Source organism: Ruegeria sp. H6, from assembly GCF_056532975.1.
Map to the genome: position 1 here is coordinate 94,426 of NZ_JBQFOA010000006.1, position 25,646 is coordinate 120,071.

The following is a 25,646-nucleotide window of genomic DNA, read 5'->3' on the forward strand; positions in this document are numbered from 1 at the left end:
TGGATTCCTATCGCATGAGATTGCGGCGCAAGCGCCGCCTTTTGCGTTGCCTGCGCAAACGCCGCGAGCTGGAATGCGTCAGCGACAATACCAAGGCCATTCGCAAATCCGATATGCTGCTGGTCAGCGTGGTGCGGAATGAGGAAATCCGCCTGCCCTATTTCCTAAGTTACTACAGGAAACTGGGTGTCAATCATTTCCTGTTTGTGGACAATCACAGCGATGATGGGACGTTCGACTATCTGTCGAAACAAACGGATGTATCCATATGGAAAGCGAACGCCAGCTACAAACGCGCCACTTTTGGCGTGGATTGGACCAACTATCTGCTGCGCCGATACGCCCATGGCCACTGGGTGCTGACCGTTGATCCGGATGAGTTTTTTATCTACCCGTTCTGCGACACCCGTCCGATCCAGGCCCTGACCGATTGGCTGGACGATTCCGGGGTGCGCAGCTTTGGCACCATGCTGATCGACATGTACCCGCAAGGTCCAATCGAAGAAGCAGTATATAGCCCGGGCCAAAACCCGTTCGACATCGCACCCTGGTTCGATGCCGGAAATTACATGATTTCGCGCAACCCGACCTATGGAAACCTGTGGATCCAGGGCGGGCCGCGCAGCCGCGTGTTCTTTGGCGACAATCCCAAAAAAGCCCCGGCCCTGAACAAAATTCCGCTGGTCAAGTGGAACAGGCGCTATGTCTATGTCAGCTCGACCCATTCACTTTTGCCGCGTGGATTGAACCATGTGTACGAAGAAAATGGCGGCGAAAAGGCCAGCGGCGCGCTGATGCACGCCAAGCTGATCAACACTTTGGGTGAAAAGACGCGCGAGGAAATGGTGCGGGGCCAGCACTATAGGGCCTCGGACGAGTACAAGGCCTATGCCGAGCAGTTGGAGAACCAGCCGGTTTTCTGGAACGAATGGTCCGAGAAATACATCAACTGGCGCCAGCTTGAAATTCTCGGGCTGATGTCCAAAGGAAATTGGGCATGAGCGGGCTTGGCATTGTCATGTTGGTCCACACGGCGCTGGATCGGGTCGAACAGGTCGCCCGCCATTGGGCATCGGCCGGATGCCCGGTTGTCATCCATGTCGACCGCAAAGTCCCCAGATCAGAGTTCAACGCCCTCAAAACCGCCTGTGCCGATGAACCCCAGATCCGGTTTTCCGAACGGCATGTTTGTGAATGGGGCGGTTGGGGCATCGTTGCGGCGTCAAAATCAGCCTCGGCGAAAATGCTGCAGGAATTCCCGCATGTCCGGCATGTGTTCCTGTCTTCGGGCGCTTGCCTGCCTCTGCGCCCGGTGACCGAGCTGATCGGCTATTTGTCTGAACGGCAACGTGTGGACTTTATCGAAAGCGCCACAACGGAGGATGTGTCCTGGACCGTAGGTGGCCTGGATTACGAGCGGTTTACCCTGCGCTTTCCATTCTCATGGCGAAAAAACCGAAGGCTGTTTGATTTTTACGTCAACCTGCAGCGCAGGCTGAGGATGCGCAGGTCTATTCCTGTCGGCATAATGCCACATATGGGCAGCCAGTGGTGGTGTCTGACACGCCAGACCTTGTCTGCGATTTTACAGGACCCCAAGCACAAGGTTTATGATCGGTATTTCAAAAAGGTCTGGATACCGGATGAGTGCTATTTTCAGACCCTTGCGCGGCTTTATTCGACCCATATCGAAAGCCGGTCGCTGACCCTGTCAAAATTCGACTATCAAGGCCGACCCCACGTTTTCTATGACGATCATTTGCAGCTGCTGCGCCGGTCGGATTGCTTTGTCGCACGCAAGATATGGCCCCGGGCCGATGGTCTCTACCGCGCGTTCCTGACGGATCAGAAAGGCGCGATGAAACCTGCAGAACCAAACCCCGCCAAAATCGACCGCGTGTTCGCGAAAGCCGTGGAACGACGCACTCAGGGCCGCGAAGGCCTGTACATGCAGAGCCGCTTTCCACGGTTGGACCGAAGCCGGGCTTTGACAGCCTTTCCCTATTCCGTGTTTCAGGGGTTCGCGGACGTTCTGGAGGATTTCGAAAGATGGCTTGCCAATGCGACCGGCGCACGGGTGCACGGACATCTATTTGACACGCAAAAAGCCCGCTATCAGGGCGGCCAGGCAATGACGAACGGCGCCTTGCCCGACAGCGCCGTGCTGCGCGACTACAATCCCGCAGCGTTCCTGTCGAACCTGATCTGGAACACCAGAGGGGAAAGGCAGTGCTTTCAGTTTGGCCCCACGGATTCGCAGGGCATTGTCGAGTTTCTCGCCCGGGACAAAAACGCACAGATGTCGATCGTTACGGGTGCGTGGGCTGTTCCCCTGTTCCGATCAAACAAGGACTTCTGCGATGTCCGGGCCGAGGCCGCGCGCCTGCAACAGATCGAAACCAAGCAGATGCGGTTGCTGCAAACCATTCAAGCCAACGCCAATCTGCGCATATGGTCGATTGCGGATTTCGTGGAATCCCCGATGGAGCCGATGAAAACCATTGTCGAGGAAATCGGTCTGGCACAGCCCGGCCCCATGTTCGAGGCGCCAAAACTGGTTGATCTGACCGGGTTCGGGAAGTTTCTGCAAAACCTCAAAAATCAGGGGATGCACCCCAATCTGGTGGGAGACTTTCCGGTGGATGATATCTTCGGCGGCAAGGCGAAACCTTTCCGCAAGCCTTATCTGGTGAAATAGTACGGCATGACTTCACGCTTCGACTATTTCATCGTGCTGGCTGATATGCGAACCGGCTCGAACCTGCTGGAACAGCACCTGAACGCGCTGGACGGGGTGACTTGCCATGGCGAGGCGTTCAACCCCTATTTTGTTGGTCTGCCCAAATGGGATGACCTTCTGGGATTTACCGCAGAACAGCGTGATCGGGATCCGATGGCTCTGGTCGCTGCTATTCGTGAGGCGCCGGGGGTGTTGAACGGGTTTCGGTTTTTCAGCACCCATGATCAACGTGTCCTGCGACCCGCGCTGGATGATCCGCGCTGCGCCAAGATCATCCTGACCCGCAACCTGCTGGACAGCTATATCTCACTCAGTATCGCGCTTGAGACCAGCCAGTGGAAACTGGTCAACATAAAGCAGCGCCGCGAAGCACCGATCCGGTTCGATGCCGAGGCGTTTTATGACTTGGTCGAACAGCGGCAGGGCTTTTTGACCGCCGTTCAAGGGCATTTGCAAAGAACCGGCCAAACCCCGTTTCACATCAATTATGACGATCTGAACGACGTGGGGGTCATAAACGGTCTGGCCCAGTGGTTGGGCGTGGACGCGCGGCTTGAGGAACTTGACCAAAAACTAAAGCGGCAAAACCCCGGCAGTTCCTTTAGCAAAGTCACCAATCCCGGTGATATGGAAAAAGCCGTGGCGGGGGTTGATCTGTTCAACCTGCAACACACACCCAGTTTTGAGCCTGCGCGCAGGCCGGCTGTTTCCCGCTATGTCGCGGCCCCTAAAACTGCGTTGATGTTTCTGCCCATCCGAGGCGCGCCTGAAGACGAAATCAAAGCCTGGATGGCCGATCTGGACGGGGTGGCACAGGATGAACTGGTGACCGACCGCAACCGCAGGCAGGTGCGCAGTTGGTTCGAAACCAATCCCGGCCACCGAAAATTCACCGTTTTGCGGCATCCACTGGCGCGTGCGCACAGCGTGTTCTGCCACCGCATCCTTGGCACCGGTCCAGAGGCGTTCGCCCGCATTCGCAACATGATGCGCGGGCGGTACAACTTGCCGATCCCTGCGAAAGAAGACATGGATGCCTATACGCTGGATCAGCATCACGCGGCGTTTTCATCCTTTGTTGTCTTCCTGCGCAGCGTTCTTGCGGGGCAGACACCCATCCGCGTGGACGCCGCGTTGGGCACGCAGGCCAAAATACTTGAGGGGATCGCGTCTTTTGCGTCACCCGATCTGATCCTGCGCGAAGAGGATCTGCAGACCGACCTTCCTGATCTGGCCAGAAAACTGGGCCATGCTGATCCGGTGATCCCCGAACCAGGTCCGCCCGATACGCCCTTCACACTGGACCAGGTCTACACGCCAGAGCTGGAGGCGCTGGCAGCAGAAACCTACCAGCGCGATTATGTACAGTTTGGGTTTAGCGACTGGAAGTCGACCCTCAGGGGCGCAATGTGATCAGCGTGCCTTCGTTGACCATCGCATAGATCTCTTCGATCTCTTCGTTTTTGACGGCGATACAACCGGCTGTCCAATCCGGGGTCTTTTTGGCCCGCTTGAATTCTGATCGCAGGTTGGGCTGACCGTGGATAAAAATGTCTCCACCCGGATCCACACCCGCCGCCTTGGCCTGCGCGATATCCTGGGAATTCGGATAGGAAATGCCCAAAGACAGATGATACCGACTGCGTGGATTGCGCCGGTCGATCAGGTAGGTGCCCTCCGGGGTGCGCCCGTCGCCCCGTTTGGTCTTGGTCCCGTTCGGGGCAAAGCCAAGATCCACCTCATATTCCTTGAGGATCTGCTCATGATGCAGAAGGTACATCTTGCGCGCGCCCTTGTTGATGACAAGCGATGTCACCTCGGGGCCGTTGTAAGTCAGAAATTTGGGATTTGCTGAGGCACAGGCCGAAAGGCTCATCGTAGCCATTGCACCCAATCCAAATGCTCGACGATCCATGTTTACACTGCCTACTGTTTTTTTGTCGTACTGCTTTTTTGGAAAGCATTATGCCAGAACGCCTGAAAACTGAAATCACTTTTTGCTGTTTTCCTGTTCGACCAGTCGGCGTTCGATGCTTTCCAGCCGCTCTAGCACCTGATCGCGGTACGCATCGGTCTTGATCTCATCCTCAGCGTGGTGTGCGTCCTGCATCGAATTTACGATCAGACCGACCAACAGGTTCACCACGGCAAAGGTGGTGACCATGATAAACGGCACGAAGAACATCCAGGCATAAGGGTACACTTCCATGACCGGTCGGACGATGCCCATCGACCAGCTTTCCAGCGTCATGATCTGAAACAGCGTATAGGCCGACAGCCCCAGATCGCCGAACCAATCCGGGAAGGACTGCGAGAACAGCTTGGTCGAGATCACCGCGCCGATATAGAACAGGATCGCCATCAGCAAAAACACACTCGCCATACCGGGCAGGGCCGAGATAAAGCCCTCGACCACCCGGCGCAGACGCGGCGCGACCGAGATGACGCGCAGCACCCGCAGAATCCGCAGGGCCCGCAACACCGACAGCCCGGCCCCGCCGGGAACGAGGGCGATCCCGACGATGACAAAATCGAAGATATTCCAACCATTGAGAAAATAACGGCGGCCGCTGGCCACCAGCTTCATCAGAATCTCGATCACAAAGATGGCCAGGCAGATCGAATCCAGAAAGACGATCACACCTCCAAAACGGTCCATCAGACTGGGCGCGGTTTCCATCCCCAGCAGCACCGCGTTCACCAAAATGACGCCAGTGATAAAGCGCGAGAATCCCGGCTTCTCCACGAAGTTCTGCAAGGTCTGCCTGATACCCATTGTCGCGCCGCTCTGTTCGTTCATTTCTTTGTTGGCCCCGTAAAGCTTGCCGCCAGTTCCGTGTGTGACGACCATCTAAATTGGTCAACCACCTGTATCCAATCAAGGGCGTAACCGGCATTAACAAGATGTCTGGCGTCGCGGGCAAAACTGACCGGGTTGCACGAAACATAGGCAATCACCGGCGGTTTGGCCTGTGCCAGTTCCAAGACCTGCGCTTCGGCCCCGGCCCTTGGCGGGTCTAACACAACAGCATCAAAAGATTTCAGCTCATCCGGCATGAGCGGGCGACGGAAGAGATCACGCGCCTCGGTCGTGACACGCTTGAGATCGGGTGTCTTGCGCCACCCCTGATCCAGCGCGCGGGTCATCTCTGCCTCGCCTTCAACCGCGTGCACTTCGGCGGTTTTAGCCAGCGGCAAGGAAAAGGTTCCGCAGCCGGCAAACAGGTCTACCACTGTCTTTGCGTTTTCTACTATTTCCAAGGCAGCCTGTGTTAGAGCCTGTTCTCCGTCCTTCGTTGCCTGCAGAAACGCGCCGGGGGGCGGGGTGACGGCGGCCGATCCAAATCGCTGAGCTGGTGGTTGGCGCATGGCAATGACCTCGCCATCCCAGGCCAGACGCGCCAGCCCGTGCTGTTCGGTCGCTTGCGCCAGAGACAGTTCCAAAGGTCCGTCCAGCGGTTTGCCCCCAGTGACCGAGACGTCCAGCCCGACTTCGGACAGGGTCAGCGTCACCGCCAACACGCCCTTGCGGCTGCTGCCCAGAACCGCCAATGCTTCGGCCACAGGGATGCCCTTGATCAGAGCGGGATCCAGCAGATGGCAATCGGGAATTTCGGTGATCGTATCCGAGGCGCGGCCATGAAATCCGGCCAGCGTCCCTTTCTTGGTACGGCGAACAGCGATGGTTGCTCTGCGGCGCGAGCGTTCGCGCGAGGTGTGGATCGGACGCATCGGCGCGTCGAGCCCCTGCGCGGCCAGCGCTTTGCGCACCACCTCAACCTTCCAATTCGCCACAAACGCGCCCGAGGCGTGCTGTAACTGACAACCACCGCAGGCTTTGTAGTGTCGACAGGGTGCCTTGACGCGATGCTCGGACGGGGTGATCACCCGAATATCGCCCAGCTGCGATCCGGTCAGGATGCCGCTCACCACCTCATTTGGCAGCGTGCGGGGGGCATAAATCGGTCCGTCGGCGATACCGTCACCCTGATGTCCAAGGCGAAGAATGGTGTGTTCCTGCGTCATGGCTGGCCTGATACAAGGGCCGGGGCGGTAACAAAACCCCTTGGGGCCCTTATTCAGCAGCTTCGGTCTGGATAAACCCACCGGACTGACGATGCCAGAACCGGGCATACAAGCCGTTTTGCGCCAGCAACGCATCATGCGTGCCGTTTTCGACAATCCGCCCCTCGTCCAGCACGATGATCCGATCCATCTCGCTGAGTGTGGACAGGCGGTGCGCGATGGCTAGAACGGTCTTACCCTCCATCACGCGATGCAGCGCAGTTTGAATTGCCGCCTCAACCTCGGAATCCAGGGCCGAGGTTGCCTCATCCAACACAAGAATGGGCGCATCTTTCAGAATGGCGCGCGCCAAAGCGATCCGCTGCCGCTGCCCGCCGCTCAGTTTGACGCCACGCTCGCCCAGATGGGCGTCATAGCCTGTTCGGCCCTGCGCGTCTTCCAGACCAAGAATGAACTCATGCGCCTCGGCCTTGTGCGCGGCGGCGATCATAGCGTCCTCAGACGCATTGGGGTTGCCGTACAGAATATTGTCGCGGGCCGAGCGATTGAACATCGCGGTTTCCTGCGTCACCATGCCGATCTGCTGGCGCAGGCTGTCCTGCGTTACAAGGGACACGTCCTGACCGTCGATCAAAACTGCGCCTTTTTCCCTGTCATAGAGCCGAAGCAGCAGCGAAACCAAGGTTGACTTACCGGCCCCCGATGCACCAACGATGCCTAGTTTTTCCCCGGGGGCGACAACAAGGCTCAGGTCGGCAACGCCGCCCACATTGCGCCCATAGGCAAAGGTGACGTTATCGAAAGCGATCTCTCCGTTGGTCACGTTCAGAGGCTGCGCAGAGGGCGCATCCTCAACCCGTTCGCGGCGGGTGAGGGTTTTCATGCCGTTCTCGATCTCGCCAACATTGGCATAGAGCGCCATGAGCGTGAAACTGACCCAGCCGGTCATCTGCGAGATTCGAACAGATACCGCACCGGCAGCCACGATATCGCCGGTTGTTGCATTCCCGGCCTGCCACAGCAGCACGGTGGCGCCAATCAGCAATACCGGCAGCACACCGGCCAATGTCATCAGGACAAACCGGAACCAGGCAGAAAGTTTACCGAAGTCCAAAGACCTTTCCCGCAACGTCACCATCGAATTCCGCGCGGCCTGATCCTCAAAGCTGGAATGGGCGAAAAGCTTTACCGTTTTGATATTGGTGATCGTGTCGACAACCTGACCCGTCACCATCGCGCGTGCGCCAGCCCTTGCGGCCGACTTTTTTCGAATGCGCGGCAGATACCAGCGGATCAGAACGAAATAGACGGTCAGCCAGGCTGCAAAAGGCAGCATAACCAGCGGGTGAATAGACCCTAACAAAAGCAAAGAACCCGCAAGCGAGGCCATGGCGAACACAATCGCACTGATCGTTTCGGACACAACCTGCGTCATCGCCGTTGAGGTTTGCATCTGCTTTTGCGCGATGCGCCCGGCAAAATCATCGTCAAAATAGGTGACCGACTGGCCCAGCGTCCAACGGTTCAGCTTGGCCAAAACAAGCGGCGGCAAGTTCGGCATGACGATATAGTTGTTCGACACCGAGGACAGCCCGAACAGAACCGGACGCAGCAGCATGAAAAAGGCAACGGCGCCCAGGATCATCCACAGATTGCCGCCCGAAAAGAATTGCTCGGGCCCGCTTGCTGTTGCGATGTCGACAACGCGGCCCAGTATCCAAGCGGTCCCTGCCTCCATCGCGCCCGCAATCGCCGAGAAAAAGGCCGCGATGAACAGCATCGGCCATGCACCGGACAGACACCAACGGATGAACGCCCCCAACGTTTGTGGCGGGGGCGTTTCGGTGGATCTGAAAGGTTGGATCAGATCGGCTATTTTCATTCAGCTGCCTCCGGATTCATGAAGCCCCCCGATTGCCGCGCCCAGAATTGGGCGTAAAGACCGCCCTGAGCCAAAAGGTCGGCATGTGCGCCCTCTTCCACGATGCGGCCCCCATCCATCACCAGAATGCGGTCCATTTGCGCAATGGTGCTGAGCCTGTGGGCAATCGCGATCACTGTCTTGCCTTGCATCATACCGTAGAGCGTTTCCTGAATCGAAGCTTCGACCTCGGAATCTAGGGCGGATGTCGCCTCGTCCAACAACAAGATCGGCGCGTCCTTGAGGATGACCCGCGCCAGCGTCACACGCTGCCTTTGACCACCACTCAGCTTCACGCCCCGTTCCCCCACATGGGCATCATAGCCGGTGCGCCCCTGCGGGTCTTGCAGGTCCAGAATGAACTCATGCGCCTCGGCCTGTTTGGCGGCGGCGATCATCTGTTCCTCGGACGCTTCGGGACGGCCATATAGAATGTTGTCGCGGACCGACCGATGCAGCAATGCGCTGTCCTGCTGCACCATGCCGATATGGCTGCGCAAACTGTCCTGCGTCACGCCTGCGATGTCCTGACCATCGATCAGGATCGCGCCTTGTTCGACGTCATAAAACCGCAAAAGTAACTTTACTAGGGTCGATTTTCCGGCACCGGATCGTCCGATCAGGCCAATCTTCTCGCCCGGTTGGATCACCATGTTGATATGATCCAGACCCCCGGTTTTCCGCCCATAGTGGTGCGACAGATCGCGGATTTCGAGGCGCCCGTCGCTCAGCTGCAGCGGTTTCGCCGCGGGTGCGTCCAGCAAAGTGATGGGCTGGGCAATGGTCTGCATCCCTTCGGCCACGATGCCAAGTTGACGGAAAAAGCTGGTCAGGGCCCACATGATCCACCCGGTCATCGCGTTCAGGCGCAGGGTCAGGGCGGTTGCCGCCGCCACGACCCCGACCGAGGCGCTGCCTTGCATCCACAAGGCAATGGCCCAGCCGACAACACCAACAATCAGCACCCCGTTCAGGGTGACAAGAGCGGAATCCATTATGGTGAAAATCCGCATCTCGACCTGAAAAGTGCGCCGGGTTTCCTCGATCGCCTCACGCGCATAGTCCAGCTCCTGATCGGCGTGGGCGAACATCTTGACAGAATGGATGTTGGTATAGCTGTCAACAACCCGCCCAGTCACAGCTGACCGCGCATCGGATGCCGCCTGCGAGGCCGGGCCAACTCGTTTGACAGTCCAGCGAACCAACAGACCATAAAGCGCAAACCAGATCAGCAGCGGCAGCAAAAGCCGCGGATCCGCAGCCATCAGCAATATGGCGGCCCCGATCAGGTAGGCAATCGAGAAGGAAATGGCATCAAAGACCTGAAACACGGCCTCGCCCGCTGCCGGTGGCGTTTGCATGATCCGATTGGCAATGCGGCCCGCAAAGTCGTTTTCGAACCAGCCAACTGACTGGCGCAGAACATGTTTATGCGCCCGCCAGCGGATCAAAGTGCCAAAGTTGGGCAGGATCGTGTTGTTCAGCAACAACACGTCCACGATATGCAAAATCGGCCGCAGCAACAGCACGAAAACGGCCATCAGTATCAACTCGGTCCCATGCGCCTGCCAGACCTCGGCCGGAGGCCCCGACAGCAGGTCAACTACACGGCCCATGTAATAGATCAGACCAACCTCAACCGCGGCCACAAAAACCGAGATCAGGCCCGCCCAGAAAAAGACGCGGAAAAAGGGCCGGGAATAGTCCAGCATGAAAGGCCACAGCCGCGTCGGCGGCGTGTCGGTTTCCCGATACGTGACAAAAGGGTCAACAAGATTCTCGAAATAGCGAAACATGGAGAGTGCTCCGATTGAGCAGTAGATAGGTCATGCGAAGAAAGATGGCGCCAGAACACCACCCCTACGGGTCACGTGTTCCGGGCTTTAGCCGAACCAGATCCCGTAATACATTCGCATTCCTCCCTCCATCATGAGACAGGCGCACCCTGCCAAATCAAATCGGGTTTGTCATCCCCTTTTGAGACTTCAATTCAATCGGCTAGCAAATCTTCGCGGCTCAGCGCAAAACCCGAGGCGATCCAGCGCGCCTCAAGCTCGGCCAGTTTCCGGCCCAGCGCCGCGCCGGAATAGTCGGGGATCAGGTCCCTGGCTTTGATGGGAAAATCAGCTTTGGCCCCTTGTTTCAAGGCCGCGCGCATGTCGTCCGACCAGGGCTGTTCCAGAAACGCACAGCGCAGCAGGGTTTCGTGCAATCCGCCCTCGGCGCCATAGCGAAAACCAAGTTCGGCGATGCTGGCGGACCCTGCCGCCTCATCCCGCATCCGCGTCAAACGTTGCAACTGCGCCTTGCTGAGACGCAGTGTCCCGGCCACATCCGCAGGCGCAATCGCCGCCAGCCGTCGAATCGGATCGGGCGTGGCGTGGGCCTCGTGCTCCAGGTGGATTAGGATGGGCAGAGATCGGTCGTCGGCCCCCGGCAAAACCTGCGCCAGAACCCCGGCTTGCCGCATCGCCGCCACAGAAGGCGCCGGATCAGGCGCGGCAAGCAGCTTCAACAACTCGGCCCCAACGCGTTCGCGGGACAGAGCAGTCAGACCATCCAAATTCGCGGAAATTGCCGACAGCGCCTCGGCGTCGAAACCCGCATCGGGATCGCCGTACCAGGCGTGAAACCGGAAATACCGAAGCGACCTCAGGTAATCTTCGCGGATACGGTCCCCGGCATGTCCGATAAACCGCACGCGGCGGGCCTGCAGGTCCTTGAGCCCACCCAAAGGGTCCAGGATCGATCCGTCCGGACGCGCATAAAGCGCATTCATCGTAAAATCGCGGCGGGCGGCATCCTCTTCGACATGGGTTGAAAACGCCACCACGGCACGCCGGCCATCGGTTTCGACATCCCGGCGAAAGGTGGTGATCTCATGCGGGATGCCGCCACTTAGCACGGTGACCGTACCGTGATCTATGCCGGTCGGAATGGCCTTGAGGCCCGCAGCCCGCGCCAATTCCATGACCTTTTCGGGCCGCGCATCGGTTGAGATATCAATGTCCGAGGCAGGTTCGCCCAGCAGTGCATTGCGCACGCAGCCGCCAACAAACAAAGCCTGCGCGCCCGCCTCCGTCAGGGTTGCACACACTTTCTGTGTCACGTCAGCCGTGATCCAGTCATCGGTAATGCGCTTCATTCGCTCATCCGCGCTGCAAGCCCTCGTAAGATCCGTGCCGTCGCGCCCCAGATGTAATACGGTCCAAATGGCACAACAAAGTATCGGCGTCGCTGCCCCTGCCAGCGGCGCGACTCGACAATATAATTCGCCGGGTCCAGCACATGCGCAAGAGGAACCAAAAAGACCTCGTCAACTTCGCCGGGTTCGGGAATCGGGTCAAACCCGTGCTCAAGGATCGACACAACCGGGGTTACGGAAAAGGACGTCACCGTTTCATGCGTGGGCAAATGACCCAGAATACGGGGCAGATCGACGGGCAGACCAATCTCTTCCCGCGCCTCACGCAGAGCCGTGGCAGTCACATCCCGGTCGCCTTCGTCCTGTTTTCCGCCGGGAAAAGCGATCTGACCCGGGTGATGTTTCAGGGCCGAAGACCGCTTGGTCAGAATGATCTGCGGCACATCCCCCGTCAGAGAGATCGGTACAAGAACACCGGCGGGACGCAGTTTACGCCCCGCCGGCAGTTGAACATCGGGGTTCAGGTCAAAATCGCTCGACCCGTCGCCGGGACGGTCCAGCGCCGCCCTGAGGTCTGCGATCGTGTCACGCACGGTCCGAATCTTGGGCCTCGAATCCGACGGTCTTTGGATCCAGCACGTAATGGGCGCCGCAGAACTGACAATCGGCCGTGACCTCGCCGTCATCGGTTGTCATCGTGGCGATATCTTGCGCGGAATAAATCGACAGGCTTTGTCGAACGCGTTCTTCCGAGCAAGTGCACCCGAATTGAACCGGCTGCGCGTCATAGACACGGGGCTGTTCCTCGTGAAACAGGCGCACCAGCAGATCGGTCGGTGCCACAGTGGGTCCGATCATCTCAAGGTCATCCACCGTATCCAGCAGGATGTTGACGCGATCCCAGTTTTCACCTTCCTCGCCATCCACCAGATCCGAGGCCGACAAGATATCCCCACTGCCTTCGCCGGACGCCGCAAAGGGCGAGGCTTTGGGCATGTGCTGCAACATGATGCCACCGGCGCGCCAGTGCTCACCCACGCCCGGTTCGGTCGACTTGCCAAAGCTCAGCGAGAACCGGGTCGGCAGCTGTTCGGACTGGGCAAAATAGGCCTCGGCACAGGCGCTGAGCGAGCCGCCCGCCAAAGGTGTGATCCCCTGATACGGGTGCGTCCCTTCGCCCTGATCGATCATGATCGCGAAATAGCCTTCGCCGACCTGATCAAAGGGTGCGCTGTCGGTCAGCCGATCGCGGTCGAAACTGGCATAGGCCCGGATCTTTGCGGGCTGCCCCTCTTCCTGAGGCGCATAGTAATCGGTCGCGATCATCCGCACCGCGCCCTTGGACTGCACCTGCAGCGACAGCTTCCAGCGCAGCGAAACGGTCTGGCCGATCAGTGCGGTCAGCAAAGCCATCTCGGCCACCAGCGCCTCAACCCGCTCGGGGTAGTCGTGCTGTTTCAGGATGCCGTCCAACACGCCATCCAGCCGCGCCACGCGGCCACGCATGTCGGACAGATCGAGTTGAAAGGGCAGGACGGTATCGTCCCACGCGATTTTTGTTCCAATAGACATGGGGTTTCCTTACACGCCACAGGTTGGCATACCGGCACCATATAGGTCGCAGAGCTTGGGTTGTAAGGGGCCATACATGATCAGACGATTTGGGGAAAGCCCCGTTCCCGGTCAGAAATACACCCGACGCCCCGGTGTGTACGCAATTTTGCCGCGAGGTGCGCAATTGTTGCTGACCTGTCAGACACAGCCACACCCGGATCTGCAATTGCCCGGCGGCGGCATCGACCCCGGAGAATCACCCATTTCCGCCCTGCACCGCGAGGTGTTTGAAGAAACCGGGTGGCTGATCTCATCCCCACGACGCATCGGCACGTTTCGCCGCTTTGCCTATATGCCGGAATATGACCTCTGGGCCGAGAAGATCTGCATGATCTACCGCGCCCGCCCGATCCGACAGGTCGGCCCCCCGTCCGAAGAATTTCACGAAGCGCTCTGGATGAATTCCGCAGACGCGGCCCATCTTTTGGGCAATGCCGGTGACCGCCATTTTGCGATGCAACACACACAGCAGCATCAAGGCCCGTTATATTCGAAATAGACGGCCGAGACGTCGTCCTCCATCCCGCCGCCGGGGGGCATGGCCTGCGTCAGCCGCCAGAACATATCGTCCAGAAACTCGGACCCGCCCTGATCGGCTGCGCAATCGCGGGCCATGCGCACCAGCCCGTCATCTTCCAGCATCGAGCCGTCCGCCATGCGGCATTCTGTGAACCCGTCGGAATACAAAAGCAGTTTGTCGCCCGGTTTCATATAGGTCTCGGTTTGCTGAAAGCTGACATCGGGCAGCAAGCCGATCGGCATCCCCCCTTCGCCCAGAAACTCTGCTTCGCCAGTCTGGCGCAACAAAAGCGGATGCGGGTGCCCTGCCTGTACCATTTTCAGATGCCCGTTGCGCAGATCGACAATGGCATAAACCATCGTGAAATACTCTTCGATACCGGAATCCGCCATCAGGCGATTGTTCAGGGATGCGGCCACCTCCTCGGGCGGAAGCAAGGCGTAGAACTTGTTGAATCGCCGCTCCATTGCGATGTTCTGATCGAAATGTGTGCTGGACAGGTAACCGCCCAGCCGCGCTGTCATCATGGCCGAAGTGATACCATGCCCCGACACATCAATGCTGTAAAAGCCCAGACGGTTCACACCGGGCGAGAACATGCCCACCAGATCCCCGCCGATATGCCCGCAGGGTTTCAGCAAAAGGCTGACCCGGGAATTGCCAAAGGTCCGGTGCAGTTCCGGCACAAGTGATTCCTGGATCTTGCGCGCCTGCATCAGGTCCTTGTCGATCGCGTCATGGGCCAATTTCAGCTCTTCCAGCGCGTCTTCAATCATCCGGTTCTTGTCTGACAGCTCGCGCTGCATCACCAGAATGCGCGCACCGGCCGAGATGCGCGCGCGCAGTTCATCCGCCTCAAGCGGTTTGATCAGGAAATCATCGGCCCCGGCGTCCAGACCGCGGGCGACCTCCTGCTTTTCGCTTTTGGAGGTCAGCAGAATGAAATAGCTGTACTGATCATTATCCAGCGCCCTGAACTTCTGGCAAAACTCCAGACCGCTCATCCCCGGCATCACCCAATCGCTGAGGACAAGGTCAGGCAGGCTGGTGCTGCATATTTCAATCGCATCTTCGCCATTGTCGGCTTCGAGAACCTCGAACCCCCATTTCTTGAGGGATGCGGCAAGGATGCGCCGCTGCAGACGGCTGTCGTCAACGATCAGAACCCGCTGGATCGCGCCAAAATCCAGCGCGACCTTGGCCTCGGCTTGACTGGTATCTTGCACGCTGGAATCCCTGTCCATTTTCGACCCCTCAAACTTACGACTCGCTGGTTTAACATCCGGTGAAGACGCAAAATCAGCCGTGACTTAAGCCGCCGTTTACGAATGGGGCCTAACACTTGATCCAGTTTCCAATCGGAGGGCGGCCATGATTCACTGGCCCAGAGTCAGACAATTGCGGGATGAAGTTGGTGCCGACGAATTCGACGAAGTCGTCGAGATTTTTTTGGACGAAGTGCACGAGGCCATAACCCGCGTGAAACAGGACGCCCAGCGCGTACAGCTGGAACAGAATCTGCACTTTTTGAAAGGCAGCGCGCTCAGTCTGGGTTTTGATCAGTTCTCGCGCCTGTGCCAGGATGGCGAACGCAAGGCCGCCGCCGGTCAGGGGGACGAAGTCGATCTGACCGAAATCCTGGCATCCTTTGATACCTCCAAATCGGTCTTCCAATCAGAGCTTGCGCAGAACCTCTAAATTACAAACTGCGCCAGGGTCTCATCTTCGGTGATGTCGGTATAGGTAAAACCGGCGTCATCCAGATGCGCAAACAGGCGCGCGAAATTCTCTGGCTTACGGGTTTCGATTCCGATCAGGACCGAGCCGAAATTGCGCGCCGATTTCTTCATGTATTCAAACCGGGCGATGTCGTCCTCGGGGCCGAGGATATTCAGAAACTCTTTCAACGCGCCGGGGCGCTGCGGCAGGCGCAGAATGAAGTATTTCTTGACGCCGGAATAGCGCTGCGCCCGTTCCTTGACTTCGGGCAGGCGTTCAAAGTCGAAATTGCCGCCGGACGTCACACAAACGACGGTTTTGCCGCGGATAAAGCTCTGCACATCGCCGATTGCTTCGATGGCCAGCGCACCTGCGGGTTCAAGCACAATACCTTCGACATTCAGCATCTCGATCATCGTGGTGCAGATGCGGTCTTCGGACAGGACCAGCACGTCAGACAGATGCCGATCCTTAAGCAGTTCGAACGGCTTGGCCCCGATCTTGCCCACCGCCGCACCGTCCACGAAATTGTCCACGTGGTCCAAAGCTACCGGATGCCCCGCCGCCATCGCCGCATGCAGGCAGGCCCCGCCCCTGGGTTCGACAAACAGGCAATGGGTCCGATCCCCGAACCAGGTCGCGACGCCCGAAGACATGCCACCGCCACCCACCGGCAGCAGCACATGATCCGGCACCTTGCCCAGCTGTTCCTCGATCTCGACCGCCAATGAGGCCTGGCCCTCGATCACATCCGCATCATCGAAGGGCGACAGAAAATGCCCACCTTGCTCGGCGCACCAAGCCTGCGCCGCAGCCAGAGTGTCATCGAAATAGTCGCCGGTCAGGTGAACCTCGATATTATCGCCGCCGAAAATGCGGGTCTTCTGGATTTTCTGCTGCGGCGTTGTCACCGGCATGAAAATCACGCCCTTCACGTCCAGATGCTTGCACATATAGGCCACGCCCTGCGCGTGATTGCCCGCACTGGCGCAGACGAACAGGTCCTGCCCCTGCTGTTTGCGCATCGCATTGAACGCGCCGCGGATTTTGTAGGACCGCACCGGGCTCAGGTCTTCACGCTTGAGCCAGATATCAGCCCCGTAGCGATCGGACAGATGCGCATTCCGCTGCAACGGCGTCGCCGGAAAAACAGAGCGCATCGCCTGTTCGGCAGCGCGGGCGCGGGTCATGAAATCGCTCATGCCCGAGTCAGTGGCCTATCCTGACCAAAAGGGCAAGGAATACATATGTGTACGGCGCTCAGGAGAGTTCGCGCTTTTCGATGCAAAAGCCATAAAGCGTAGTCAAAATGCTCAAACCGATCATGGTCACAATCCACTGCACAACAGCATTCATCAGGAGCCCCACAGTGGCCGACAGCACGCCGAACAACCCGGCAACAAAGCCTATGACAAAGGAAAAGGCGAAGAAAACGACAAAGGTTAGCAATATTGCCCCGGCAATCGGTGCCGTCGCACGCCACGAGTCACCAAGTGTCATCCTATTGTCTAACGCGCATGACGGAAGAACCAAACTGAGGCGTTGCAAAACCCAAAGCGCGAAAATGAACCCGAAGGCTGCAATGGCTCCGCCAATTGGCCAGCCAAAAGCAATAACCAGACCGGCAACGATGCCGAACATGACCACAGCCAATAGTCCCAACAACAATGCCCAACCAAAATAAGCCAATATCCGTGAGCCGTTGAACGCGGGTACCGCGCCTTGCGGGTATTCTTCCAATAGACAGTAGCGATGCCATGACACCGCAACCCATAGCGCCGCGACATAATTCAAAACCGCTAAAAGAAAAACACCGCCGACATTGCCCTGTTGGCCTGTCACAAAGTCTGGACCCACCGCAAAAAAAATATCACGCCCAACAAAGCTACGGCGATAATCGGTGACGACACTCGCAGAGCTGTGTTCAAATCATGGAAAACCATCCGCACCGAATGTACAAAAATCTGCCAGCCCAACATCTTGAAATCGCCCTCTCAACCAATCCTTGTTCTCTATCCGCCCGTTTCACCCCAATTCCTAGCCTGCGTCAACGCACATAACTTGCCCCCGGTTCCAAAACCCGCTAGGGGCCAGTCGTTCTACGCACAAAGGGAAATCAGATGTCCGCGCCCAAGAAAGTTGTTCTGGCCTATTCCGGTGGCCTTGATACCTCGATCATCCTGAAATGGCTGCAGACCGAGTATGGTTGTGAGGTTGTGACCTTTACCGCCGATCTGGGTCAGGGTGAGGAACTGGAACCCGCCCGCAAAAAAGCCGAGCTGCTGGGGATCAAGCCCGAGAACATCTATATTGAGGACATCCGCGAAGAATTTGTCCGCGATTTCGTCTTCCCGATGTTCCGCGCCAACGCGCAGTACGAAGGTCTCTACCTGTTGGGTACCTCGATCGCGCGGCCTTTGATTTCGAAACGACTGGTTGAGATTGCCGAAGAAACCGGTGCCGATGCCGTGGCCCATGGCGCAACCGGCAAAGGCAATGATCAGGTGCGGTTCGAACTGGCGGCTTACGCGCTGAACCCCGATATCAAGGTCATTGCGCCGTGGCGTGAATGGGACCTGACCAGCCGCACCAAACTGCTGGAATTTGCCGAAGCAAATCAGATCCCGATAGCCAAGGACAAACGCGGCGAGGCCCCGTTCTCGGTCGATGCGAACCTGTTGCACACCTCGTCCGAGGGTAAGGTTCTGGAAGATCCCGCCGATATGGCGCCGGACTATGTCTATCAGCGCACGGTGCATCCCGAGGACGCACCGAATGAGCCCGAATTCATCGAGATCGGTTTCGAGAAAGGCGATGCGGTCAGCATCAATGGCGAGGCGATGAGCCCCGCAACCATTCTGACCAAACTGAACGAATATGGCGGCAAACACGGCATCGGTCGTCTGGATCTGGTCGAAGGCCGTTTCGTCGGAATGAAATCGCGCGGTATCTACGAAACTCCGGGCGGCACCATCCTGCTGGAAGCGCATCGTGGGATCGAGTCCATCACCATGGACCGTGGCGCGATGCATCTGAAAGACCAGCTGATGCCGCAATATGCCGAGCTGATCTATAACGGGTTCTGGTATTCGCCCGAGCGCGAAATGCTGCAGGCTGCCATCGACCGCTCGCAAGAGCATGTCACCGGCACCGTCCGCGTGAAACTCTACAAAGGTCTGGCCTCGACCGTGGGCCGCTGGTCGGATCATTCGCTCTATTCCGAGGCGCATGTGACGTTCGAAGAAGACGCGGGTGCATACGATCAGAAAGACGCGGCGGGCTTTATTCAGCTGAACGCGCTGCGCCTGAAGCTGCTGGCAGCACGGGACAAGCGGTTGAAATAACCACACGGAAAGGTTGCGAACCACCCTCGGGCCGCAACTTCGCCGCATAAATGCCCGTTTGATCTTGCATCCAGGGCGGGCTGATCCAGAACGGATCGGCTCGTTTTTTTATTTGTGATTGAGGCAATCATGGAATCTGAAACCCAACAAGGCACCCCGACAGAATTTGAATTCCGGGGGTCCGCTGGTGAGTTTTTCGGCATCTGGATCGTCAACCTGTTGTTGTCGATTGTCACCCTTGGCATCTACAGCGCCTGGGCAAAGGTGCGGACTAAGAAGTATTTCTATCAGAACACCTATGTCGCCGGGCGCAGTTTTGACTACCACGCGACGGGGCTGCAGATTCTGATCGGGCGGGGAATCGTTGTGGCCGGGATCATCGCCTACACGATACTGGCGGCCATTCCATTGGTCGGACTAATCCTGCTGCTAGGCCTGCTGGTCCTGATTCCCTATCTGCTGGTGCGGTCCTTGCGGTTCAACGCACGGATGTCCAGCTGGTCGAATGTGCGGTTCAACTTTCACGGAAAAACCGGAACGGCGGCAGCGAATTACTTCCTCTACCCCTTCATCGCGGCGCTAACACTCTACACCACTTGGCCTTTTGTGACGCGGTCAATTCAGCGGTTTCACGTGAACGGCCACACGTTTGGTCAGACGCCAATGCATTTCGACAGCCCAATTGGGCCGTTCTACAAGGCGATGTTTGCGGCAATCGCATGGGTTGTGGTTGCAATGATCCTATCCCTTGCGGTTTTTGGCGGGAGCGCATCGACACTAAGTGCATTTCAAACATTGGAGGACGATCCGCAGAACGTCGCGGCGCTGCTGTCGGTGATATCGCTCTACGGCTTCCTTCTGTTCGCCATTATTCCCGCCACGATCATCTATCACGCGATGGTGCGCAACACGGTCTACAATTACACCGATCTGGGTGGCAAACACCGGTTTTACTCCAACGTTTCAGCCCTGCGTCTGTTGTGGATTTCAGTCTCGAACTTTGTGGTTATCGGCTTGTCGCTGGGGCTTTTGCTGCCCTGGGCGCATGTGCGGCGGGTTCGGTATCTGGCGGCGCACACGATCTTTATTCCGGGCGGTCCGCTGGATGAGTTCGTGGACGAGGTCACCGCAAATGTCAGTGCCATCGGCGACGCTTATGGTGATATAGAAGGGTTCGACATCGGCATCGCGGTTTGATCCTTGGCTGACCAACCTAACGACATCAGCGCGTCCGTCACCGGGCGCGCGTATCCTCCGCTCAGCTCACGCGAGGTGCCGGTACGGTTCGCGCTGGGTACAAATACCGCGTGGCTGATCGGCCATGACAACAAGGTTCTGACCCGCTCTGACCCGGCCGCGCTGAAAATTGAGCCCCGCGTTGGCCAGACCGAGCGGCGGGTGAACTTTCCCGACGGCACCCTGTTTCTGACCAACAATCATGACGCGTTGGAACATTTGATCCGGGATTCCAGCGGCTCGGACCTGCATCGGTACGAACAGCTTCATCCGCGTCTCTTTGTTGTTGTGCTGGCCTGCCTGGTCGGGGCCTGGGGGGCATGGAAATATGGGCTGACGATTCTGGTTGCTCTGGCCGTCTGGATGACACCGCCCACGTTGACATCGGCAATTGAAGCGGGCGTCATGCAGGTCGTCGATCAGATCATGGCCGAGCCCAGCACGCTGGCAGAGGAAACCAAAGACAATGTGCGCCGCGATTTTGAACGTTTGCTGTTAGCCATGGGCCCCGAGGCGGAATCGCATGTGTATCATCTGGAATTCCGCCACCTGCCGGGTATGGGCCCAAACGCTTTCGCTTTGCCCAACGGAACCATCGTCATCAGCGATGCACTTGTGGATATGGCCCCGCCGGATGCCGTGGCGGGCGTTCTGGGGCATGAGATCGGTCATGTCGCCGAACAGCATGGGCTGCATCAGATCTACCGCTCGGTCGGGGGCTATGTTCTGATCACTTTGCTGGCCGGTGACACGGGGCCGATCCTGGATCAGGTTCTGCTTGAGGGGAACCTGCTTTTGTCCCTGTCGTACTCGCGGCAGCATGAACTGTCCGCAGATCGGTTCGGCGTGAACCTTGCACGTGAGGCCGGATTTGATCCCGGCGGGCTGTCCGAATTCTTCGCGCTTTTGAATGCGCAATACGGCGAACAGACCTCGGACTGGTTCAGCACCCACCCCGGTTCGGTGGAACGTATGGAAGCGCTCGATGCACTGACCCAAGGTCAATAGGCCAGCGACCTTGCCACGCGCGAGCGATCCCCCTAACCCGAAGGGATTACAGGAGGATTTCCATGACACTCAGCGCCATAGCCGACGGCATCCGTACCAATCTTGAGGGTAAGTCCTTTGAGGGTTCGCTCAAATTCGACTGTGGAGCCGATGGGGTGATCGTATTGGCAGACAACACCGCCACCACAGATGACCGCGACACCGATTGCACCATCCGCATCTCTCGCGACAATCTGTCGAAGCTTCTGACCGGTAAGCTGAGCCCGATGACCGGGGTTGCGATGGGCAAGATTAGGATTTCAGGCAATATGGGGATTGCGCTGAAGCTGGGTCAATTGCTGGGATAAGCCGATAAACTCGTTTCACCAGCCTGTGACAAACCATGTCAGCGGATTGAAACAATCGGCAGATCGCGCCAGCTTTGTTTTGGAAGGAGATTTGCCATGACCCGGACTGCCTATATCGACTACATCAAGCCAACCCTGTTGTTTGCGTTGATCACGCTGGCCGCATTCCTGCGCGCCGCACCCGCCCCGGCTGCGGGCACAGAAACGCTGACCGTCGCCGGCGGTTGTTTCTGGTGCGTTGAATCCGATTTCGAATCCGTACCCGGCGTCATCGGCGCCGTGTCCGGCTTTACCGGCGGCAAAACCGCCAACCCGACCTACGACCAGGTTTCAAAGGGCGGCTCTGGCCATTACGAGGCCGTTCAGATCACCTTTGATCCGGGACGCGTTTCTCGCGAAACCCTGCTGAACATGTTCTTCCGCTCGGTCGACCCGACCGATGCCGGTGGTCAGTTCTGCGACCGGGGCGACAGCTATCGTACGGCCATTTTCGTCTCTAACGCAGCGGAAAAAGCCGTTGCCGAACGGGCAAAAGCCAATGCCCAAAGCGCGTTGGGTCAAACCGTTGTCACCCCGATCCTCAATGAAGGCGCGTTTTATCCGGCCGAGGCCTACCATCAGGATTACTACAAAGGCGACAAGCTGGTGCTGACCCGCTTTGGCCCCAAGCGCCAGAAGAACGCTTACAAGGCCTATCGCAAAGCCTGCGGCCGGGATGCCCGTGTCAAACAGCTTTGGGGTGGCGACGCACCATTCGCGGGGTCCTAATCGAACCGCGCCTCCTGAACCTCATTCAGGTCAGGGATGACATCCGCCGTACCGTGCCGCGTGACCATCAGGGCCGCGGCACGATTTGCTTGGGCGATGGCCTGCGCCATGGGCATCCCGCGATCCATTCCCGCAAGCACATAGCCGGTAAACGTATCCCCCGCACCGGTCGTATCCACAGCCTTCACCTTATGGGCGGGAAAGTCAGACATCTCTCCGTGGTGATAGTACCGCGCACCATCGGCGCCCAAGGTCACAATCACATGCGCAATCTCCAGATCTGTGACGGATTGCCCGGTGGCCTGGCGCAGTTGCTCGGCCTCGATCTCATTCAGGATCAGAAAATCCAGATGAGGCAGAACCGCCTGCACGGAGTGCGCCTGAAACGGAGCGGCAGCATAGCAGACTTTCAGGCCAAGATCGCGCCCCATCTGCGCGGCTCGGCTTTGCGCATTGGTTTCGTTCTGCATAACCAGCAAATCTCCCGCAATGGCCGAGGACAAAGCCTGGCCCAACTGGTCGTCAGAGATTGCGTGGTTTGCGCCCTGAAACAGGATAATGTTGTTCTCGCCCTCCGCATCCACCGCGATGATGGCGTGACCGGTTTGCGTGTCGACCTCGGCGATATGGCGCGTGTCGACGCCATATTCCATCAGCCGATCGCGCGCCCAGCGCCCATCGGCCCCGATCGCCCCGATATGCGCAACCCGCGCCCCGGCACGCGCAGCAGCGACGGACATGTTGGCACCCTTGCCACCCAAAAACCGCTGCAGCCCCTCGGCGGCCAGGGTTTCACCCGGTCTGGGCAGGTGCGGCAGGGCGTAAACCATATCCGCGTTGATAGAGCCGAGATTCCAGATCGTCATGGCTTGCCCGAGATATCGCAGGACGCCAGTATCGCCATGTTCAGAATGTCATTGGCCGTTGATACGGTCGAGCAGATCTGGATCGGCTTGTCGACACCGCTCAGGATCGGGCCGATCACGGTGGCACCCCCCATTTCCTGCATCAACTTGGTCGAGATCGAGGCCGAATGGCGCGCCGGAACGATCAGGATATTGGCCGGGCCAGTCAGACGCTGGAACGGATAGCTGGCCTGCTGATCCACGTTCAGCGCGACATCCACGGTCATCTCGCCCTCATATTCAAAGTCTACGCCACGCTGATCCAGGACCGCCGGCGCACGGTGCATTTTTTCCGCCCGCTCAGAAACCGGATATCCGAAGGTCGAGAAACTGACAAAGGCAACGCGCGGCTCAAGCCCCATGTGGCGCGCAACCGCGGCCGAGCGTTCAGCGATATTGGCAAGATCATCCTCGTTTGGCCATTCATGCACCAGCGTATCACCCATCAGAACGATGCGGCCTTTGTGCAACAAAGCGGTCACGCCCGCGGCCCCGTGGGCCGCGTCGGCGTCAAATACATGGTTGATCCGGTCCAGAACATGCGCCGATTTCCGCGTGGCCCCGGTGACCAGCCCATCCCCATGCCCATGCGCCAGCATCAGGGCGGAAAACACATGCCGATCCCGCGCTGCAAGGCGATGAATATCCTTGCGGTCAAAGCCCCTGCGCTGCAATCGGTTATACAGGAAATCCGAATAGGTTTCGAGATGAGCGGTGTTGGCGGCATTCACCACTTCAAGCTCACGCACCGCGTCGCCTAGCCCCGCTTCTTCCAGCTTTGCCTTCACATCATCGGGGCGGCCCACCACCAGCGCCTTGCCAAAGCCCGAGCGTTGATAGGTCACCGCCGCGCGCAAAACGCGCGGATCATCACCCTCGGCAAAAATCATTCGGCTTTGGGCCTGACGCGCGCGCGCGTTCAGACCGCGCAAAATGCTTGCGGTCGGATCCATCCGGGATTTGAGGCTCAGCTCATAGGCTTCCATATCGATGATTGGCCGCCGCGCCGCACCAGTATCCATCCCCGCCCTGGCAACCGCAGGTGGGATACGGTGAATCAGACGCGGATCAAACGGCGTCGGGATGATGTAATCACGCCCAAAGGTCAGTGATTTGCCGTAGGCCATGGCGACCTCATCGGGCACATCTTCGCGCGCCAGATTGGCCAGCGCATGGGCGCAAGCGATCTTCATCTCGTCATTGATAGCGCGGGCGTGGATATCCAGCGCACCGCGGAATAGATAGGGGAAACCCAATACGTTATTGACCTGATTGGGATAATCGCTGCGCCCGGTCGCTACGATAGCATCCACGCGGACCTCATGCGCCTCTTCCGGAGTGATCTCGGGGTCGGGGTTGGCCATGGCAAAGATCACCGGATTGTCGGCCATGCTGGCCACCATGTCCTGCGTCACAGCACCCTTGACCGAGACACCAAGGAACACGTCGGCCCCTTTCATCGCATCCTCAAGCGTGCGCAGATCGGTCGAAATCGCATGGGCTGATTTCCACTGGTTCATCCCCTCGGTCCGACCCTGATAGATCACGCCCTTGGTGTCACAGACGATGCAGTTTTCATACCGCGCGCCCATCGCCTTGAGCAATTCGATACAGGCAATCCCCGCCGCGCCCGCGCCGTTCAGAACGATTTTCACATCTTCGATCTTCTTGCCCGAGATATGCAACGCATTCAGCAGCCCCGCCGCACAGATCACCGCCGTGCCGTGCTGGTCGTCGTGAAAGACTGGGATGTCCATCTCTTCCTTCAGGCGCTGTTCGATGATGAAGCACTCAGGCGCCTTGATGTCCTCAAGGTTGATGCCACCAAAGGTCGGCCCCATCAGACGCACCGCGCGGCAGAACTCATCGGGGTCTTCGGTGTCCAGTTCAATGTCGATCGAGTTCACGTCGGCAAAGCGTTTGAACAGAACCGCCTTGCCTTCCATCACCGGTTTGCCGCCCAGCGCCCCCAGATTACCAAGGCCCAGCACCGCCGTCCCGTTCGAGATCACGGCCACCAGATTGCCCTTGTTGGTATAGTCATACGCGGTCTCGGGCGCTTCGGCGATGGCCTCGCATGGAACGGCCACACCGGGGCTGTAGGCCAGCGACAGATCGCGCTGTGTGGTCATGGGCACGGTGGCCTGCACCTCCCATTTGCCGGGGGTCGGGTCCAGGTGAAAGGCCAGCGCCTCTTCTTTGGTGATCTTCGTCTTAGCCATCGGATACGTCGTTTCTTTACAAGTTGGGGCCCTTGCGTCATAGCGCAGGCCGGTCTGCGCCTCAACGAGAATAGATTTCACCTTTCGCAGCGTTTGACAGGTTTGTAAGGTCACGCCCGGAAGACGCCAAA

At 58.3% G+C, this 25,646-nt stretch carries 23 protein-coding genes; 10 read left to right on the forward strand and 13 right to left on the reverse strand.

What is annotated here, in order from left to right:
* Positions 1-14 precede the first annotated feature (14 nt).
* Genes ACR0AG_RS12480 through ACR0AG_RS12490 form a run of 3 tightly spaced genes read left to right on the forward strand, consistent with a single transcriptional unit; the run spans position 15 to position 4,153 of the window.
* Entirely contained in the window at positions 15-1,001 is a 987-nt protein-coding gene (locus ACR0AG_RS12480; protein ID WP_480839492.1) for a glycosyltransferase family 2 protein, read from the forward strand.
* Positions 998-2,698 carry a DUF5927 domain-containing protein gene (locus tag ACR0AG_RS12485; protein ID WP_480839287.1) on the forward strand — a complete coding sequence of 567 codons (1,701 nt, stop codon included), beginning with the start codon at positions 998-1,000 and terminating at the stop codon, positions 2,696-2,698. The genes ACR0AG_RS12480 and ACR0AG_RS12485 overlap by 4 nt, the downstream gene beginning before the upstream one ends.
* 6 nt (positions 2,699-2,704) lie before the next feature.
* On the forward strand, positions 2,705-4,153 hold the full coding sequence (locus ACR0AG_RS12490) for a nodulation protein NodH (protein WP_480839289.1): 1,449 nt from the start codon (positions 2,705-2,707) through the stop codon (positions 4,151-4,153).
* On the opposite strand, the gene ACR0AG_RS12495 is transcribed toward ACR0AG_RS12490, so the two are convergent.
* The 8 genes from ACR0AG_RS12495 to hslO all read right to left on the reverse strand — a co-directional run bounded on the left by ACR0AG_RS12495 (position 4,137) and on the right by hslO (position 13,404).
* The gene (locus ACR0AG_RS12495) at positions 4,137-4,655 is read right to left on the reverse strand and encodes a L,D-transpeptidase family protein (protein WP_480839291.1); all 519 of its coding nucleotides are present in this window, start codon (positions 4,653-4,655) and stop codon (positions 4,137-4,139) included. The genes ACR0AG_RS12490 and ACR0AG_RS12495 overlap by 17 nt on opposite strands.
* A 75-nt stretch (positions 4,656-4,730) precedes the next feature.
* Positions 4,731-5,516 carry an ion transporter gene (locus tag ACR0AG_RS12500; protein ID WP_480839494.1) on the reverse strand — a complete coding sequence of 262 codons (786 nt, stop codon included), beginning with the start codon at positions 5,514-5,516 and terminating at the stop codon, positions 4,731-4,733.
* A 20-nt stretch (positions 5,517-5,536) separates the two neighbouring features.
* Positions 5,537-6,766, reverse strand: a complete 1,230-nt coding sequence (locus tag ACR0AG_RS12505; protein ID WP_480839293.1) for a class I SAM-dependent RNA methyltransferase — start codon at positions 6,764-6,766, stop codon at positions 5,537-5,539.
* Positions 6,767-6,815: 49 nt separating this feature from the next.
* The gene (locus ACR0AG_RS12510) at positions 6,816-8,648 is read right to left on the reverse strand and encodes an ABC transporter ATP-binding protein (protein ID WP_480839295.1); all 1,833 of its coding nucleotides are present in this window, start codon (positions 8,646-8,648) and stop codon (positions 6,816-6,818) included.
* Complete coding sequence (locus ACR0AG_RS12515) at positions 8,645-10,483, reverse strand: ABC transporter ATP-binding protein (protein WP_480839297.1); 1,839 nt, start codon at positions 10,481-10,483, stop codon at positions 8,645-8,647. The genes ACR0AG_RS12510 and ACR0AG_RS12515 overlap by 4 nt, the downstream gene beginning before the upstream one ends.
* A 194-nt stretch (positions 10,484-10,677) precedes the next feature.
* The gene (locus ACR0AG_RS12520; RefSeq protein ID WP_480839299.1) at positions 10,678-11,832 is read right to left on the reverse strand and encodes a CCA tRNA nucleotidyltransferase; all 1,155 of its coding nucleotides are present in this window, start codon (positions 11,830-11,832) and stop codon (positions 10,678-10,680) included.
* The gene (locus ACR0AG_RS12525; RefSeq protein WP_480839301.1) at positions 11,829-12,425 is read right to left on the reverse strand and encodes a CoA pyrophosphatase; all 597 of its coding nucleotides are present in this window, start codon (positions 12,423-12,425) and stop codon (positions 11,829-11,831) included. Before ACR0AG_RS12525 ends, ACR0AG_RS12520 begins: the two co-directional genes overlap by 4 nt.
* A complete protein-coding gene (hslO, locus tag ACR0AG_RS12530) occupies positions 12,418-13,404 on the reverse strand; it encodes an Hsp33 family molecular chaperone HslO (RefSeq protein ID WP_480839303.1) in 987 nt (328 codons plus the stop codon). Before hslO ends, ACR0AG_RS12525 begins: the two co-directional genes overlap by 8 nt.
* Positions 13,405-13,480: 76 nt before the next feature.
* Here hslO and ACR0AG_RS12535 point away from each other — a divergent pair, with 76 nt between their 5' ends.
* A complete protein-coding gene (locus ACR0AG_RS12535; protein WP_480839305.1) occupies positions 13,481-13,945 on the forward strand; it encodes an NUDIX hydrolase in 465 nt (154 codons plus the stop codon).
* On the opposite strand, the gene ACR0AG_RS12540 is transcribed toward ACR0AG_RS12535, so the two are convergent.
* Positions 13,921-15,210 (reverse strand): PP2C family protein-serine/threonine phosphatase, encoded by a 1,290-nt coding sequence (locus tag ACR0AG_RS12540; protein WP_480839307.1) that lies wholly within the window; start codon positions 15,208-15,210, stop codon positions 13,921-13,923. The two genes, ACR0AG_RS12535 and ACR0AG_RS12540, sit on opposite strands and share 25 nt — an antisense overlap.
* Positions 15,211-15,337: 127 nt before the next feature.
* Here ACR0AG_RS12540 and ACR0AG_RS12545 point away from each other — a divergent pair, with 127 nt between their 5' ends.
* Positions 15,338-15,664, forward strand: coding sequence for an Hpt domain-containing protein (locus tag ACR0AG_RS12545; RefSeq protein ID WP_480839309.1), 327 nt, complete (start codon positions 15,338-15,340; stop codon positions 15,662-15,664).
* Here the strand turns inward: ACR0AG_RS12545 and ilvA are convergent.
* Both ilvA and ACR0AG_RS12555 read right to left on the reverse strand, forming a co-directional pair.
* Positions 15,661-16,887, reverse strand: coding sequence for a threonine ammonia-lyase IlvA (gene ilvA / locus ACR0AG_RS12550; RefSeq protein WP_480839311.1), 1,227 nt, complete (start codon positions 16,885-16,887; stop codon positions 15,661-15,663). The two genes, ACR0AG_RS12545 and ilvA, sit on opposite strands and share 4 nt — an antisense overlap.
* 58 nt (positions 16,888-16,945) lie before the next feature.
* Complete coding sequence (locus ACR0AG_RS12555) at positions 16,946-17,542, reverse strand: hypothetical protein (protein WP_480839313.1); 597 nt, start codon at positions 17,540-17,542, stop codon at positions 16,946-16,948.
* Positions 17,543-17,805: 263 nt separating this feature from the next.
* Here ACR0AG_RS12555 and ACR0AG_RS12560 point away from each other — a divergent pair, with 263 nt between their 5' ends.
* From ACR0AG_RS12560 to msrA, 5 genes are all read left to right on the forward strand, one after another.
* A complete protein-coding gene (locus ACR0AG_RS12560) occupies positions 17,806-19,029 on the forward strand; it encodes an argininosuccinate synthase (protein WP_170568657.1) in 1,224 nt (407 codons plus the stop codon).
* 129 nt (positions 19,030-19,158) lie between these two features.
* A complete protein-coding gene (locus ACR0AG_RS12565; RefSeq protein ID WP_480839315.1) occupies positions 19,159-20,226 on the forward strand; it encodes a YjgN family protein in 1,068 nt (355 codons plus the stop codon).
* 3 nt (positions 20,227-20,229) lie between these two features.
* Entirely contained in the window at positions 20,230-21,273 is a 1,044-nt protein-coding gene (locus ACR0AG_RS12570; protein ID WP_480839317.1) for a M48 family metallopeptidase, read from the forward strand.
* 62 nt (positions 21,274-21,335) lie between these two features.
* Positions 21,336-21,620: an SCP2 sterol-binding domain-containing protein gene (locus ACR0AG_RS12575; RefSeq protein ID WP_480839319.1), complete on the forward strand. Its 285-nt coding sequence runs from the start codon at positions 21,336-21,338 to the stop codon at positions 21,618-21,620.
* Between the two features lie 96 nt (positions 21,621-21,716).
* The gene (gene msrA, locus ACR0AG_RS12580) at positions 21,717-22,388 is read left to right on the forward strand and encodes a peptide-methionine (S)-S-oxide reductase MsrA (RefSeq protein WP_480839321.1); all 672 of its coding nucleotides are present in this window, start codon (positions 21,717-21,719) and stop codon (positions 22,386-22,388) included.
* Here the strand turns inward: msrA and ACR0AG_RS12585 are convergent.
* Positions 22,385-23,254: a ribokinase gene (locus ACR0AG_RS12585; RefSeq protein WP_480839323.1), complete on the reverse strand. Its 870-nt coding sequence runs from the start codon at positions 23,252-23,254 to the stop codon at positions 22,385-22,387. The genes msrA and ACR0AG_RS12585 overlap by 4 nt on opposite strands.
* Positions 23,251-25,515: an NADP-dependent malic enzyme gene (locus tag ACR0AG_RS12590; RefSeq protein WP_480839326.1), complete on the reverse strand. Its 2,265-nt coding sequence runs from the start codon at positions 25,513-25,515 to the stop codon at positions 23,251-23,253. Before ACR0AG_RS12590 ends, ACR0AG_RS12585 begins: the two co-directional genes overlap by 4 nt.
* Between the last annotated feature and the right edge of the window lie 131 nt (positions 25,516-25,646).

Coding starts and splice junctions, on each gene's coding strand:
- ACR0AG_RS12495 (WP_480839291.1), bottom strand. CDS start 4,655: ATGGATCGTCGAGCATTTGGATTGGGTGCAATGGCTACGATGAGCCTT.
- ilvA (WP_480839311.1), bottom strand. CDS start 16,887: ATGAGCGATTTCATGACCCGCGCCCGCGCTGCCGAACAGGCGATGCGC.
- ACR0AG_RS12575 (WP_480839319.1), top strand. CDS start 21,336: ATGACACTCAGCGCCATAGCCGACGGCATCCGTACCAATCTTGAGGGT.
- ACR0AG_RS12485 (WP_480839287.1), top strand. CDS start 998: ATGAGCGGGCTTGGCATTGTCATGTTGGTCCACACGGCGCTGGATCGG.
- ACR0AG_RS12520 (WP_480839299.1), bottom strand. CDS start 11,832: ATGAAGCGCATTACCGATGACTGGATCACGGCTGACGTGACACAGAAA.
- ACR0AG_RS12490 (WP_480839289.1), top strand. CDS start 2,705: ATGACTTCACGCTTCGACTATTTCATCGTGCTGGCTGATATGCGAACC.
- ACR0AG_RS12585 (WP_480839323.1), bottom strand. CDS start 23,254: ATGACGATCTGGAATCTCGGCTCTATCAACGCGGATATGGTTTACGCC.
- msrA (WP_480839321.1), top strand. CDS start 21,717: ATGACCCGGACTGCCTATATCGACTACATCAAGCCAACCCTGTTGTTT.
- ACR0AG_RS12540 (WP_480839307.1), bottom strand. CDS start 15,210: ATGGACAGGGATTCCAGCGTGCAAGATACCAGTCAAGCCGAGGCCAAG.
- ACR0AG_RS12510 (WP_480839295.1), bottom strand. CDS start 8,648: ATGAAAATAGCCGATCTGATCCAACCTTTCAGATCCACCGAAACGCCC.
- ACR0AG_RS12480 (WP_480839492.1), top strand. CDS start 15: ATGAGATTGCGGCGCAAGCGCCGCCTTTTGCGTTGCCTGCGCAAACGC.
- ACR0AG_RS12560 (WP_170568657.1), top strand. CDS start 17,806: ATGTCCGCGCCCAAGAAAGTTGTTCTGGCCTATTCCGGTGGCCTTGAT.
- ACR0AG_RS12565 (WP_480839315.1), top strand. CDS start 19,159: ATGGAATCTGAAACCCAACAAGGCACCCCGACAGAATTTGAATTCCGG.
- hslO (WP_480839303.1), bottom strand. CDS start 13,404: ATGTCTATTGGAACAAAAATCGCGTGGGACGATACCGTCCTGCCCTTT.
- ACR0AG_RS12500 (WP_480839494.1), bottom strand. CDS start 5,516: ATGGGTATCAGGCAGACCTTGCAGAACTTCGTGGAGAAGCCGGGATTC.
- ACR0AG_RS12515 (WP_480839297.1), bottom strand. CDS start 10,483: ATGTTTCGCTATTTCGAGAATCTTGTTGACCCTTTTGTCACGTATCGG.
- ACR0AG_RS12505 (WP_480839293.1), bottom strand. CDS start 6,766: ATGACGCAGGAACACACCATTCTTCGCCTTGGACATCAGGGTGACGGT.
- ACR0AG_RS12545 (WP_480839309.1), top strand. CDS start 15,338: ATGATTCACTGGCCCAGAGTCAGACAATTGCGGGATGAAGTTGGTGCC.
- ACR0AG_RS12590 (WP_480839326.1), bottom strand. CDS start 25,515: ATGGCTAAGACGAAGATCACCAAAGAAGAGGCGCTGGCCTTTCACCTG.
- ACR0AG_RS12535 (WP_480839305.1), top strand. CDS start 13,481: ATGATCAGACGATTTGGGGAAAGCCCCGTTCCCGGTCAGAAATACACC.